At 71.0% G+C, this 13,971-nt stretch carries 10 protein-coding genes; 4 read left to right on the top strand and 6 right to left on the bottom strand.

Annotated elements, in window-relative coordinates:
* Positions 1-596: 596 nt before the first annotated feature.
* From AB0G20_RS26150 to AB0G20_RS26140, 3 genes are all read right to left on the bottom strand, one after another.
* Positions 597-2,348 carry a GGDEF domain-containing protein gene (locus tag AB0G20_RS26150; RefSeq protein WP_361306566.1) on the bottom strand — a complete coding sequence of 584 codons (1,752 nt, stop codon included), beginning with the start codon at positions 2,346-2,348 and terminating at the stop codon, positions 597-599.
* A 152-nt stretch (positions 2,349-2,500) separates the two neighbouring features.
* Positions 2,501-3,691 carry a lipid-transfer protein gene (locus tag AB0G20_RS26145; protein ID WP_361306866.1) on the bottom strand — a complete coding sequence of 397 codons (1,191 nt, stop codon included), beginning with the start codon at positions 3,689-3,691 and terminating at the stop codon, positions 2,501-2,503.
* Positions 3,688-4,113 (bottom strand): zinc ribbon domain-containing protein, encoded by a 426-nt coding sequence (locus tag AB0G20_RS26140; protein WP_361306864.1) that lies wholly within the window; start codon positions 4,111-4,113, stop codon positions 3,688-3,690. Before AB0G20_RS26140 ends, AB0G20_RS26145 begins: the two co-directional genes overlap by 4 nt.
* A 175-nt stretch (positions 4,114-4,288) precedes the next feature.
* Here AB0G20_RS26140 and AB0G20_RS26135 point away from each other — a divergent pair, with 175 nt between their 5' ends.
* Positions 4,289-5,098, top strand: coding sequence for a M15 family metallopeptidase (locus tag AB0G20_RS26135; RefSeq protein ID WP_361306564.1), 810 nt, complete (start codon positions 4,289-4,291; stop codon positions 5,096-5,098).
* Positions 5,099-5,145: 47 nt separating this feature from the next.
* On the top strand, positions 5,146-5,682 hold the full coding sequence (locus AB0G20_RS26130; protein ID WP_361306562.1) for an NUDIX domain-containing protein: 537 nt from the start codon (positions 5,146-5,148) through the stop codon (positions 5,680-5,682).
* Positions 5,683-5,684: 2 nt separating this feature from the next.
* On the opposite strand, the gene AB0G20_RS26125 is transcribed toward AB0G20_RS26130, so the two are convergent.
* Positions 5,685-8,051: a TIM-barrel domain-containing protein gene (locus tag AB0G20_RS26125; RefSeq protein ID WP_361306560.1), complete on the bottom strand. Its 2,367-nt coding sequence runs from the start codon at positions 8,049-8,051 to the stop codon at positions 5,685-5,687.
* 211 nt (positions 8,052-8,262) lie between these two features.
* Here AB0G20_RS26125 and AB0G20_RS26120 point away from each other — a divergent pair, with 211 nt between their 5' ends.
* Together AB0G20_RS26120 and AB0G20_RS26115 are read left to right on the top strand one after the other, a co-directional pair.
* The gene (locus AB0G20_RS26120) at positions 8,263-10,230 is read left to right on the top strand and encodes an acetoacetate--CoA ligase (RefSeq protein ID WP_361306558.1); all 1,968 of its coding nucleotides are present in this window, start codon (positions 8,263-8,265) and stop codon (positions 10,228-10,230) included.
* 172 nt (positions 10,231-10,402) lie between these two features.
* Positions 10,403-11,293 carry a hypothetical protein gene (locus tag AB0G20_RS26115; RefSeq protein ID WP_361306556.1) on the top strand — a complete coding sequence of 297 codons (891 nt, stop codon included), beginning with the start codon at positions 10,403-10,405 and terminating at the stop codon, positions 11,291-11,293.
* A 68-nt stretch (positions 11,294-11,361) separates the two neighbouring features.
* Here the strand turns inward: AB0G20_RS26115 and ptsP are convergent, their stop codons facing one another.
* Positions 11,362-13,032, bottom strand: a complete 1,671-nt coding sequence (gene ptsP, locus AB0G20_RS26110; RefSeq protein ID WP_361306554.1) for a phosphoenolpyruvate--protein phosphotransferase — start codon at positions 13,030-13,032, stop codon at positions 11,362-11,364.
* 78 nt (positions 13,033-13,110) lie between these two features.
* Positions 13,111-13,560, bottom strand: coding sequence for a PTS glucose transporter subunit IIA (locus tag AB0G20_RS26105; protein WP_248508314.1), 450 nt, complete (start codon positions 13,558-13,560; stop codon positions 13,111-13,113).
* Positions 13,561-13,971: the final 411 nt, after the last annotated feature.

Below are 13,971 nucleotides of genomic sequence, written 5' to 3'. Positions count from 1 at the left end.
CAGGGAGATCCCGCGCCCCGCCCGGCATCCGTGACGAGCGTGCCGTCGCAGCCGAATCGCCCGTGGGGGAATGGGCCTTGGCGCAGGCGCATCCACGCGCCGCAGTGCCGGAATACGCCGAGTATGTACGGCGATGTCGACTGACACCGGAAGTGTTCACCGGCACCCAAAGGGCGTCAAGGTCGCCGACCGCAACGGTTGACGGCCATTCGACGGCCACCGGGTTCGCGCCGGGCCGACGGGCCGGTTGCTCGGCCTGGCGGCGCCCGGTCGGGTCGTTGTTCAGATCTGTACGGACCCGCGCGGGCATCGGTGCTCCGCGCGAGGCTTGGCTGATGGTGTCCGGCCTCAGCCGGGCTCCGTCCAAGGGCGAAAGCCCAGCCGCATCCGACTCCTCGCTTGCTATTGTCCAGGATCCACCTGACCTGGCGGTTTCTCAACCGCAGGAGTTTCGCGGTGCTATGGGTGCTGCGGAGGGGCCTGGGCGGCCGGTCGCCGTCGACCGGAATCCGCGGCAGGAAACCGCCGACCAGGGGCCCGGCGCCCGGCCCGCGAGCCCGGTCGGGTCACGGCGGTTCAGCCGTCTCCCACGCGCCTCAGACGCCCTGCGCGCCACTCTCGACCGCCATACCGCACCCTGCCGAAGCCGAAGCCGAAGCCGAAGCCGAAGCCGAAGCCGAAGCCGAAGCCGGTGCCGACGAAGGCACCGACGCGGACGCGGATGCGGACGAAGGCATCGGCGTCGGTTGCGAGCCCCGGCGGGTCTCATGGCCCGGCATGCCCGCCCGGCCCAGCACCCAACTCGCCCCGTGCAGCGCCTTCGCCGCCTTCTTCAACGGCGCCAGGCAGGCCGCGGCCTGCCGGTGGTCGGCCACGCTGCCCGGCGTGCACAGCACCGTCGCCAGCGACAGCGTGACCGGCCGGCCCCCGGCCGACCAGGGAGCGTCCAGCACCGAGGCGGCCAGCCGATCGAGACCGTCCGGATCGGCGAGCACCAGGAAGTCGTCCCCACCGATATGCCCCACACGCGCACCGTCCGTCGCGGCCTGTTGCAGAGCCCGGCCCACCGCCCGGATCAGCTCGTCGCCCGCCGCGAACCCGGCCCCGTCGTTGACCTGCTTGAAGTGGTCGACGTCCAGCCAGCTCAAGGCGAACGCCCGACCGGCCGCGATCCGCCGGTCCACCTCGCCGGTGATCGCGTCCGAGCCGGGCAGCCGCGTCAGCGGATTGAGACCCGCCGCCTCCTCCACCCGCGTCTCGGCCAGCGCTCGCACGAGGTCCGCGAGCCGCACGACCCCGACGCACCGCTCGTACTCGTCCACCACGGCCACGTCGTCCGAGGTGCGGTCCCGTCCGCCGACCGCCACCACGTCCAGCACCTCCCAGGCGGTGGCGTCGACGCCCACCGTCCGCGGCGGGTCACCGAGCTTGGCCGCGGGCCGGTCGGCGTACAGGGCATGTCCGTAGCGCCCCGACATCGACAGCAGGAAACGGGAGCGGTGCACCGACCGGACCGGCACACCCGCGGTGTCCACGAGCAGCACCCCGGACACGTCCGGTGACCCGGTCAGCAGGGCTCGCACCTGCCCTGCGGACGCAGTGGCGGGCAGCAGAGCGGCTGGTCGGACGAACTCCCTCACCGACGGCCCGGACCTCGGTGCCGCCACCTCGGCGGGGGAGCGGGGCGGGACATAGACGTCCGCGGCGGGCAGGCGCGCCGGGGGCGCGAACAGCTCGCCCTGCGCCAGCTGCGCCCCGGCCGACAGAGCCGCCGCGCACTGCCCTTCGGTCTCCACGCCCTCCACGGCCAGGAGAGCCCCCAGCTCGTCGCACAGCGTCCGCATCGACCGCACCACGGCCGGTCGCGCCAGCAGCGACGCATCCAGCTTCACCAGGCCGGGCGAGAGGTCCGAGAGCAGCCGCAAAGGCACATCCCCGTCCCCGACACCGTCCGCGCAGATCCGGAAGCCCTGACCGCGCAACGCGGCCACCGCCTCCAGCAGAGCCTGCTGCGGCACATGCGTGTACGGCGGGCAGACGTCGACCGTCACCTCCCAGGGAAGTCGCCCCGCCTCGCGCACGGCGTCGTGCAGTGAGGGGAGCCCGCCGAGGTCCGCGAGGGTCCCGGCGAACACGTTGACGAACAGCGGAAGCAGGGTCTCCCTGCGCACCGCCGCGCGGACCGCCGACACCGCAAGCCGGCCGTCGAGCCCGGGATTCCGGCGGGCCTCGGCCAGGATGTCGCCGGTCTCCGGGCGGGCGAGTATCTCCAGCCCCGCGACCGCGCCGGTCGTCAGATTGACCACCGGTTGGAAGGCGAAGCGGAGAGTGTCCGTCCAGGAGTGCACGGGAGCATGATTGACGCCGCCGGAGCACGCCCAAGCGCAGTTCATGAGACGTTCACGCAGGATTCCGGCGCGATCACACAGCGTATGACCCATGGCCCGATGCGGCGGTGCGACCAGCATCAGCAGTGGTGCCGGTCCAGGGCCACTGTGGCTCACCGCACCGCGATCACCGCCGACCCATGCCCGAACAGCCCCTGGTTCGCTGTGATGCCCACGCGCGCGCCCACGACCTGTCGATCACCCGCCTCGCCCCTCAACTGCCAGGTCAGCTCGCACACCTGGGCGATCGCCTGTGCCGGGACGGCCTCACCGAAGGAGGCCAGGCCACCGCTGACGTTCACCGGTATACGACCGCCCAGGGCCGTCGCCCCGTCTTTGAGCAGCTTCGCGCCTTCGCTCTCACCGCACAGCGCCAAGTCCTCGTACCACTGCAACTCGAGGGCGGTGGACAGGTCGTAGACCTCGGCCAGCGACAGGTCCTCCGGCCCGATACCGGCCTCCTCGTAGGCCGTGCGGGCGATCGATCTCCGGAACGTCTCCTCCGGCGGATCCACTGCCGTCGCGGAGTCCGTGGCGATGTCAGGCAGGTCCAGCACGGTGTTCGGGTAACGCGGCGTCACCGTCGACACGGCCCGGATCCGCACCGGCTCAGCATGCCCATGCAGGCGGGCGAACTCCATGCTGGAGAGCACCACCGCCGCGCCGCCGTCGGACGTCGCGCAGATGTCGAGCAGCCGCAGCGGGTCGGCGACGACGGCGGAGGCGGCGACCTCCTCGGCGGTGACACGGCTGCGGTAGCGCGCGTGGGGGTTCAGCGCTCCCATCGCCGCGTTCTTCACCTTCACCAGGGCGAAGTCGTCCGATGTGTCGCCGTACAGAGCCATCCGTCTGCGGGCGTACAGCCCGAAGTACACGGGGTTGGTCGCCCCGAGAATCCGGAACCGCAGCCAGTCGGGATCGTCCGGCCGGTCCCCGCCGGCAGGGCGGAAGAATCCCTTGGGAGCGGCATCGGCTCCCACGACGAGCGCCACATCGGCGAGCCCGGCGAGGATCTGGGCCCGCGCCGCGTCGATGGCCTGCGCCCCGGACGCGCACGCCGCGTACACGCTGACGACCCGGGCCCCCTGCCAACCCAGTGCTTTCGCGAACGTCGCCCCCGCGACATACCCGGGATAGCCACCCCGCACCGTGTCCGCGCCGATGATCGCGCCGATGTCCCGCCACTCCAGCCCCGCATCGGCGAGGGCCGCGCGGGCCGCTGCGACGCCGTACTCCGCGAAGTTGCGCCCCCACTTGCCCCACGGGTGCATGCCCGCGCCGAGCACCGCCACCTCTTCCGTCATGCCGTCACCCCCGTCGGCCGCCAGTGCCATGTCGTCCAAGTCGTCTCGGCGTCCTCATGGAGCACGCCGGGTACGACCTCCACCTCCAGGCCCACCGCCAGGTCGGCGACGGTGATCCCGGGAGCCGCCTGTCCCAGCACCACGATCCGCTCGGCCTCCAGCTCCACAGCGATGAACGCGCACGGCTCCCACGAAAGTTCCGGATCGGTCACGTAGGGTGACGGCGGTCGATACCGGCTGTCCGTGAACGACCAGATGCGCCCACGCCGCGACAGCGAGATCTCCGCCAACTCGCCGCCGGTGCAGGCGGGGTTGCGGCAGTGATGGTCCTCGCGGGGGAAGAAGACCGAGGCGCACGCCGAGCAGCGTGTGCCGAGGAGCCGGAAGTCGTCCCCGGCCCCGGCGAACCACCCCGGCACCACAGGTGTTCGTGCGCGTGCCACAGCATCCTCCCCGCAGACTGAATCTGACGGAACGTCAGAAGTGTGTCACGGCCGGTCGGAGATCGGCAGTCCATGAGCCGGAAACCGGCGGGCAGTCGCCGCTCCGCCTGCGTCCCCTTTCCACGGCGCCCCCACTCCTGATAGACGCAGGGGCATGACACGACTCACCACCGTGGCACGTGCCCTGATCACCACGTTCGCCGCCTTGCTGGCATCGACCGCCCCCACCGCGACCGCCCAGGCCGGCACCGATCCCAAGGCGCCCAAGGACTTCGTGGCGCTGAGAAGCGTGGACCCGACGATCATCCAGGAGATGCGCTACCTCACCCCGCACAACTTCGTGGGCGAGCGCATCGACGGTTACGAACAGCCCCTCTGCATCCTCACCCGCCCCGCCGCCGAAGCCCTCCACAAGGCCCAGCGCAAGCTCCTGCGCCAGGGCTACACGCTGAAGGTGTACGACTGTTACCGGCCGCAGCGCGCTGTGGACCACTTCGTCCGCTGGGCCGAGGACCTCGACGACGAGGCGATGAAGGGCGAGTTCTACCCGAACGTCGACAAGACCCGGCTGTTCGCCGACGGTTACATCGCGGCGAAATCCGGCCACAGCCGCGGCTCGACCCTGGACGTCACCCTCGTCAGACTCCCGGCGAAGCCGACCAGGCCCTACCACCCCGGGGAGCCCCTGGTGCCGTGCTTCGCGCCCAAGGGCGAGAGGTTCCCAGACAACTCGATCGACATGGGGACCGGCTTCGACTGCTTCGACACCCTCTCGCACACGCTCGACCCACGCATCCAGGGCCGACAGCGCGCCAACCGGCTGCTGCTCAAGAGCACCCTGGAAGGCCTCGGCTTCGTGAACCTGCCGGAGGAGTGGTGGCACTACACCTTCAAGCCCGAGGCCCATCCGGACACGTACTTCGACTTCCCCGTGGCCAGGAAGTCGCTCACCAGCGCTCACTGAGCAGCCTGCCCGAGGCGCCCTCTCCGTGATCGGCTACAGTCCGCCGCGTGTCCGAAACTCAGCACTCCGCTTCCAACTCCGCGCCGAACTCCCACTGTTCGAGCTGCGGCGCGCCCTACGGAGAGGGCGTCACCGGCTGGCCCCGCACCTGCCCGGTGTGCGGGGCCGTGGCCTACCGCAATCCGCTCCCGGTCGCGGTGGCCCTCCAGCCCGTGTACGACACCGAGGGCACCGCCCTGGTCGTCATCACCCGAACCATCGCCCCCGCGCGCGGGGGCATCGCCCTGCCCGGCGGCTACATCGACGACCGGGAGGACTGGCGGCAGGCCGTCATACGCGAACTCCGGGAGGAAACCGGCATCGACGCGGCCGGCCGTGACGTACGGCTCGTCGACGCGATGAGCTCACCCGACGGACACCTGCTGCTGTTCGGTCTGCTCCCCGAGCGCCCGGCCGAGGGCCTGCCGTGCTCCGCCGCCACGGACGAAACGGAGGGCTGGCACCTCCTGCGCAGGCCCGAGGAACTCGCCTTCCCCCTGCACACCCTGGCCGTACGGGCCTGGTTCGAGGGCCGCTACATCTGAGCTCAGCGCTCTGCGGCCCCGCGGACGCGCACCGGGTGGGGCGGCGGGCCCCCGCCGTCCTCCCCCTCCCGCTCGACGACCACCCGCGAGCCCATCCACCGAGCGGTGTAGCGCTCGATCTCCGGCTCGTCCCACCCCTCGCCCCCGTCCGGCACGACCAGCCCGCCCCCGGTCGCTCCCCGGGCGGGCGCCCACACCTCCAACTCCAGCCCGCCGTCCTCCCCACGTACCGGAAGCACCGCACCCGCGCGTGCCAACACCGGTATCCGCGACAGGGGCGCGTCGACGAGCACCTGCCCCGGCCCCTCGTACGCCTGCCCTGTCACGGTGTCGTACCAGCGCCCCCGCGGCAGCTGCACGGCTCGCCGGTCGACGCCCGGGCCCAACACCGGCGCCACCAGCAGGCTGTCACCCAGCAGAAAGACGTCCTCGCAGTCCCGCAGCGCCCGCTCCTCAGGAGCCGCCCACCACAGAGGCCGCACATAGGGCGCTCCGGTACGCCGCGCCAGATGCGCCAGCGTCATGAAGTACGGCAGCAGCCGCCGGCGTTCGACGAGCGCCACGCGCGCGTGCTCCAGCACCTCGCCACCGAACTCCCACGGCTCCCTGCGCCCCGCCCGCCGACTCGCGTGCGTACGGAACAGCGGCAGATACGCGCCCAGCTGGAACCACCGCAGATACAGCTCGGGAGACGGATCACCGTCGAAGCCCCCGACATCCGGCCCCGAGTACGGGACACCGCACAGCCCGAGCCCCATCACCAGTGCCAAAGACGCCCGCAGCCCCGGCCAGCCGGTGGCCACGTCCCCCGACCACGTCCCCCCGTAGCGCTGCATGCCGGCCCACCCGGAGCGGGAGAACAGGAACGGCCGGTCCTCGGGCGCGAGCTTCCGCAGCCCTTCGAAGCCTGCCCTGGCCATGCACAGGGCGTAGACGTTGTGCGCCTCACGATGGTCACCGCCCCGCCCCTCCAGAAAGTGCCGGGCAGAACGCGGCAGCGTCGACTCCCCGAAGGCGGTGAACGACGTGGGCTCGTTCATGTCGTGCCAGAAACCCGAGAAGCCCTGGGCGAGCCGCTCCTCGTAGAGACCGCCCCACCACTCCCGCACACGCGCGTGCGTGAAATCGGGAAAAACTGCCTCCCCAGGCCACACGACACCCTCCACCACCTCCCCCGAGGCGCCCCGCACGAACGCGTCCGCGGCCGCCCCGCCGTCGTACACCGCCCGGCCGGGCAGGGCCTTCACGGCCGGATCGACGATCGACACCAGCCTGATGCCGTCCCGGCGGAGTTCCTCGGCCAGGACGGGCAGCTTGGGGAAGCGATCCTGGTCGACGGTGAACACCTGATGTGTGTCGAGGTGGTCGATGTCCAGGTGCACGGCGTCCAGCGGCAGACCGTGCTCCAGGTAGCCCGCGACGATCCGCCGCACCTCCTGCTCGCTGCCGAACCCCCACCGCGCGTGATGGTGCCCGAGCGCCCACGCCGGCGGCAGCGCGGGCGCCCCGGTGAGCGACGCCCAGGCGAGCAGCACGCGCGCGGGGGTACCCACCATCACCCAGCAGCGCAGCGGACCGCCGTCCATCCGCAGCTCGCTCGTCCCGACACGGTCGTGCCCGGAACCGGCTCCCTCCTCGCCCTCCCGCAGCGTCACGGTGCCGTCCCACGAGCTGTCGTGGAACGCCAGATGCGTACCGCCGTCGGACACCACCAGCTGCACCGGCATCGTGATGTACAACGGGTCGTCCCCGGGCGCGAAGGCGCGGCCTGGATCGGTGTTCCACAGCCGGTACGCCCCGTCCGGCAGCCGAGGACCCGAGGTACGCCCCCCGAGCCCGAAGAACCGGGCGTCGGCGCCCACCTCCGACCGCTGCATCCACCGCGCCGGGCCGCCGCCCACCGGCTCCCACCACCGCGGCGGCAGATCACGCCGCAGGGTCACACCACCCGGAGTACGCACCTCCACCGCGCCGTGCCGCGAGACCACGACCGTCACCCGCTCGGCCACGACACGCCAGCCGCCGTCCTTGTCCGGCTCCAGGACCGCCCTGGGGTCCGGCTCCGGGCACCGGCCGGCCAGCGCGTACGACGGCTCGGGCTCCGCCCCGTCCCAGCCCCAGAACACGGCCCCGTTCACGGCGACCAGAATCCGCAGCTCCGACCGGCTGAAGCGGATCACACCGCCCCCCGGCCCCGGCTCCGCGTCCTCCACGGGCCCGGGCACCCGCGCACGCTCGACTCCCCGCGTCGGCAGCCCGGTGGCGTCGGCCCGACGCCTGCGCCACGCTGCTCGTACGGTACGCACACCCTGCGCCGCCCCCACCGAAGCCACCGCTTTCACCGAACGCACCAGGTCACGACCGTTCATGCTGCTCACCCTGCCACTGACCGCTCCGCGCACGGGCATCGTTCAACTGCCGTTCACCCGTGCCAGGGCCACATCTTCACGACACGGACTATGTGGGGCGCACCCTGGTGCCGAAGTCGATCACATGGCATTGTCCGTGCCAGCCGCTCACGCGCACACCCCAGCCCGTGCGCGGAGGACGCACACGACGCGCACAGTCCGGGAGCCGACCATGTCGACCGACAGTTTCCAGCCGCTCTGGCAGCCCGATCCCGAGCGCATCGCCCGGGCACGGATCACCAGGTTCCAGGCCTGGGCCGCCGAACATCACGGCGCCCCCGCCGACGGCGGTTACGCGGCCCTGCAGCGCTGGTCCGTCGACGAGCTGGACACCTTCTGGAAAGCCGTCACCGAGTGGTTCGACGTCCGCTTCTCGCACCCCTACGCGCGCGTGCTCGGCGACCGCTCGATGCCGGGCGCCCAGTGGTTCCCCGGAGCGACCCTCAACTACGCCGAACACGCCCTGCGCGCGGCCGACACCCGCGCCGACCAACCGGCCCTCCTGCACGTCGACGAGACACATGAACCGCGCCCCGTCACCTGGGCCGAGCTGCGCCGCCAGGTCGGCTCCCTGGCCGCCGAACTGCGCGCCCTCGGCGTACACCCCGGCGACCGCGTCAGCGGCTACCTCCCGAACGTCCCGCAGGCGGTGGTCGCCCTCCTCGCCACAGCCGCCGTCGGCGCGGTCTGGACATCCTGCGCGCCCGACTTCGGCTCCCGCAGCGTCCTCGACCGCTTCCAGCAGATCGAACCCGTCGTGCTCTTCACGGTCGACGGCTACCGCTACGGCGGCAAGGAGCACGACCGACGCGAGGTCGTCGCCGAACTGCGCCGCGAACTGCCCACCCTGCGAGCCGTGATCCACATCCCGCTCCTCGGCACCGAGGCACCCGAGGGCGCCCTGGACTGGTCGGCCCTCACCTCGGCCGACACGGACCCCGTCTTCGAGCAGGTGCCCTTCGACCACCCCCTGTGGGTGCTCTATTCCTCCGGTACGACCGGCCTGCCCAAGGCCATCGTCCAGTCCCAGGGCGGCATCCTGGTCGAGCACCTCAAGCAACTCGGCCTGCACTGCGACCTGGGCCCCGAGGACCGCTTCTTCTGGTACACCTCGACCGGCTGGATGATGTGGAACTTCCTCGTCTCCGGCCTGCTCACCGGCACCACGATCGTCCTCTACGACGGCAGCCCCGGCTACCCCGACACCGGCGCCCAGTGGCGGATCGCCGAACGCACGAAGGCCACCCTCTACGGCACCTCCGCCGCCTACGTCATGGCCTGCCGCAAGGCCGACGTGCACCCGTCCCGCGACTTCGACCTCTCGTCCGTCCAGTGCGTCGCCACCACCGGCTCGCCCTTGCCGCCCGACGGCTTCCGCTGGCTCCACGACGAGGTCCGCGACGACCTGTGGATCGCCTCCGTCAGCGGCGGCACCGACGTGTGCTCCTGCTTCGCCGGAGCCGTACCGACCCTCCCGGTCCACGTCGGCGAGCTCCAGGCCCCGTGCCTCGGCACCGACCTGCAGTCCTGGGACCCCAGCGGCAGCCCCCTCGTCGACGAGGTCGGCGAACTCGTCGTCACCAACCCCATGCCGTCGATGCCCATCCACTTCTGGAACGACCCCGACGGCAGCCGCTACCACGACAGCTACTTCGACACCTACCCCGGCGTATGGCGGCACGGCGACTGGATCACCCTCACCTCCCGCGGGTCCGTCGTCATCCACGGCCGCTCCGACTCCACGCTCAACCGCCAGGGCGTCCGCATGGGATCCGCCGACATCTACGAAGCCGTGGAACGCCTGCCGGAGATCAAGGAATCCCTCGTCATCGGCATCGAACAGCCCGACGGCGGCTACTGGATGCCTCTCTTCGTGCACCTGGCCCCCGGAGCCGCCCTCGACGAGGCCCTGCTGAACCGCATCAAGCAGACGATCCGCGAGCAACTGTCACCGCGCCACGTCCCCGACGAGATCATCGAAGTGCCCGGCGTCCCGCACACCCTCACCGGCAAGCGCATCGAGGTCCCCGTCAAGCGCCTCCTCCAAGGCACCCCGCTGGAGAAGGCGGTCAACCCGGGCTCCATCGACAACCTCGACCTGCTGAACTTCTACGAGGAGCTGGCCCGCAAACGCGCCTGACCTCCACCGCACACTCCCCGTCACCATGGTTCAGGGCGCAGGTCACACCGGACATCCGCTGTGACCTGCGCCTTTCGTCATCCGTCGAGCGCCCGATCGCCGAGCCGACCCCATTGTCAGTGCCGCCGATTACTGTGAGTGAGCATTGATCGATCGCGCACAGGGGGAAACAATGGCGCACACGGACAACCGGACCATGCGACGCGTCCTGCACCGCGAGATCGCCGGCACCATCGGCCTGCTGACCGACGAGCACGACTTCCGGGCCATGCGGCGGTACCGCAGCTTCACTTTCGACGACCACGCCACCTACCTGAAACAGGTGGAGGCCCTCCTCAGGGCCCGGGCCCTGCAGGGCAGCCACACCACTGTGGCCCTCTTCGACCCCGAGGAGTACGCCGAGTTCTGCACACAGAAGGGCCTGGACCCCGACACCCCGTCGAGCCGCACCCGCTTCACCGCGCAGATCGCGGAGACAGGTCCGACCCTTCCCTATGACGGCCGACCGCTGGCCGACCTGCTCCCCGCCCTCGTCGACGAGGCCGTCCGGCAGGCCACCTGGGAGTACGCGACCACCCTCCTCGCCCGCCTGGGCGCCTGCACCTCCTGCGGCGAGGACATCGGACGCGCCGCTTTCGCCCGAGCAGCGGACCTCCTCGTCCGCATCCTCGACACGGCCCCGCCCGGCAACCGCCACCTCGTCTGCAGCGTCACCGGACCGCCCGAAACCCTCATCGCCGCCCTCCACATCACCGACGACGGGGCCGCCCTGGAACTGGACGAGAGCGAAGCCCTCGAGTTCACCACGGTCCTGGCCCTCGGCCTTGCCACCGAGAGCCCTGGCGGACTCGTCATCCGCGCCAGTGCCCCGGACACACCGGACCGCGTCTACGGCTGGCGCATGCGCGCATACGGACTCGAACCCCTCACCGCAGGAGAGGTCTTCGACGCCTACTGCACCGATGTCGAATCCGGCGACCTGATCTCCCCGGAGTCCAACGTCGACTACTGCGCGCCGCCCGACCTGGGGGAGGAGAAACCCGCCCAGGGGCACCAGCACTGAAATGCCGGAGGGGTGCCCCACCTCAGTGGGGCACCCCTCGCGCGAAGCCGTCGGCGGCCTGGCCCGGCCTACTCGCCCGACAAGACCGCCTGCGCCGCGCTGCGCGCGTCCTCGGCACTGTCCGTCGCCCGGGCCGCCGCTGCGGCCCGCTCGCACTGGGCCAGCGTGTACTTCGCCAGCGTCGCACGGACATAGGGAATCGACGCGGCACCCATCGAGAGAGAGGTGACGCCCAGACCGGTCAGCACACACGCGAGCAGCGGGTCGGACGCGGCCTCGCCACAGACACCACAGCTCTTGCCCTCGGCCTTCGCCGCCTCGGCGGACAGCTCCACCAGGTCGAGCAGGGCGGGCTGCCACGGGTCCTGCAGACGGGACACCGCACCCACCTGACGGTCGGCGGCGAAGGTGTACTGGGCGAGGTCGTTCGTCCCCAGCGACAGGAACTCGACCTCCTGCAGGATCGAGCGAGCGCGCAGAGCGGCCGACGGGATCTCGACCATCGCGCCGAACTTCGCCCGCAACCCAGCCTCACGGCAGGCGTCCGCGAAGGCCCGGGCATCCGTACGGTCCGCAACCATGGGGGCCATGACCTCGAGGTAGACCGGCAGCCCCTCCGCGGCCTTCGCGAGCGCCGTCAGCTGGGTGCGCAGGACTTCCGGGTGGTCGAGCAGCGTCCGCAGACCGCGCACGCCGAGCGCCGGGTTCGGCTCGTCGGACGGAGTGAGGAAGTCGAGCGGCTTGTCCGCACCCGCGTCCAGCACCCGCACCACGACACGCCCCTCGGGGAACGCCTCGAGCACCTGCCGGTACGCGGCGATCTGCTTCTCCTCGGACGGCGCCTGCTTGCTGTCGTCCAGGAAGAGGAACTCGGTACGGAAGAGACCGACTCCCTCGGCGCCGGCCTCGACGGCGGCCGCCACATCAGCGGGGCCACCGATGTTCGCGAGCAGCGGCACCTTGTGACCGTCCGCGGTCGCACCGGGCCCGGTCGAGGCCGCCAGCGCAGCCTTCCGCTCGGCGGCCGCGGCCTCGAGCTGAGCCTTCTTCTCGTCACTCGGGTCCACGAAGATCTCTCCCGTGCTCCCGTCGACGGCGATCATCGTGCCCTCGGCGAGCTCACCGGCACCCGGCAGCGCCACCACGGCCGGCACACCGAGCGCCCGCGCCAGAATCGCGCTGTGGCTGGTCGGACCGCCCTCTTCAGTGACGAAGCCGAGCACCAGAGTCGGGTCCAGCAGCGCGGTGTCGGCCGGCGCGAGATCCCGGGCCACCAGGACGTAGGGCTCGTCGCTGTCGGGGACGCCCGGCATGGGCACCCCCAGCAGACGGGCGACAATACGATTCCGCACGTCGTCGAGGTCGGCCACGCGACCTGCGAGGTACTCACCGGCCCCCGCCAGCAACTCGCGGTAGGAGGCGAACGCGTCGTACACCCCGCGCTCCGCCGTGCTGCCGACGGCGATCCGCCGTTCCACATCGGCCATCAGCTCGGGGTCCTGGGCCATCATGGCCTGCGCCTCGAGCACCGCCTGGGCTTCGCCACCGGCCAGGTTGCCGCGCGCCATCAGGTCCGCCGCCACCGCCTCCACGGCCTTGCGGGCGCGCCCCTGTTCCCGCCCCGCCTCTTCCGCCGGGATCTGCTTCGCGGGCGGCTCGAGCACCGCCGTTCCCATGTGCCGAACCTCGCCGATGGCCACACCGTGGCTCACGCCGACGCCTCGCAGCGTTGTCTCCATCTCACCCGTCTCCGATAGAGCGGCGGGCCCCGCCGCCGCGTTGGTTGTCGTACTAGCCGTCATACGACGGCACTGACGTCACTTCCAGAGGAAGAGACTGTCGCCGGCCTTCACTTCGCCGTCGATGCGAAGATCGGAGAGAGCTTCGGCCGTGGCTTCGAGTGCCACGACCGGGCAGACCGCGGACTTGCCGGCGGCCTCGACGGCGGCCGGGTTCCAGCGCACGACACCCTGACCGCGCGTGACGGTGTCGCCCTTGTTCACGAGCAACTCGAAACCCTCGCCGTTGAGCTGCACGGTGTCGATACCGAGGTGGGTGAGCACGCCGTGGCCGCTCTCGTCCACGACGACGAACGCGTGCGGGTGCAGGGAGACGATGACGCCGTCCACGGGCGAGACGGCCTCGGAAGGCTCACGTACGGGGTCGATCGCTGTGCCCGGGCCGACCATGGCCCCGGAGAAGACCGGATCCGGCACGGCTGCCAGTCCGATGGCGCGTCCTGCGAGCGGGGACGTCACGGTGGTCATGGGAAGCCTCCCAGGGGTGGAGATCGAAATGGCCGTCCCTGTAGGTACCGGGCGGCACACTGTCCAGCAGCGTATGTCACCTGAAGTGCCGGTTCCGCGTGAGCACTCCGAAGTGGTCTAGACCATACCCCAAATCGATTTGCACCTGCTCCGCGGCCGCGTGTACAGTCGTACTCCTGCTTGGGGCTGAGCGACGCAACCTTGCGTCTCGGCCGGGCAGCAACCAACTTGTCAGATCCTATCTCTGGGTCGCCTTCTGCATGCCTGCAGGACGGTGGTCAGGGGGCCGGAAAAACACTGATAGAGTTTGGGACATCGAAGGGAAGCGCCCGGAGGAAAGCCCGAGAGGGTGAGTACAAAGGAAGCGACCGTTCCTTGAGAACTCAACAGCGTGCCAAAAGTCAACGCCAG

Source organism: Streptomyces sp. NPDC024017 (assembly GCF_040638895.1).
In the GTDB taxonomy this organism is placed as follows: Bacteria; Actinomycetota; Actinomycetes; order Streptomycetales; family Streptomycetaceae; genus Streptomyces.
This window is presented reverse-complemented; position numbering and strand designations above follow the sequence as displayed.

Coding starts and splice junctions, on each gene's coding strand:
- AB0G20_RS26145 (WP_361306866.1), bottom strand. CDS start 3,691: ATGACGGAAGAGGTGGCGGTGCTCGGCGCGGGCATGCACCCGTGGGGC.
- AB0G20_RS26135 (WP_361306564.1), top strand. CDS start 4,289: ATGACACGACTCACCACCGTGGCACGTGCCCTGATCACCACGTTCGCC.
- AB0G20_RS26125 (WP_361306560.1), bottom strand. CDS start 8,051: ATGAACGGTCGTGACCTGGTGCGTTCGGTGAAAGCGGTGGCTTCGGTG.
- AB0G20_RS26120 (WP_361306558.1), top strand. CDS start 8,263: ATGTCGACCGACAGTTTCCAGCCGCTCTGGCAGCCCGATCCCGAGCGC.
- AB0G20_RS26115 (WP_361306556.1), top strand. CDS start 10,403: ATGGCGCACACGGACAACCGGACCATGCGACGCGTCCTGCACCGCGAG.
- ptsP (WP_361306554.1), bottom strand. CDS start 13,032: ATGGAGACAACGCTGCGAGGCGTCGGCGTGAGCCACGGTGTGGCCATC.
- AB0G20_RS26105 (WP_248508314.1), bottom strand. CDS start 13,560: ATGACCACCGTGACGTCCCCGCTCGCAGGACGCGCCATCGGACTGGCA.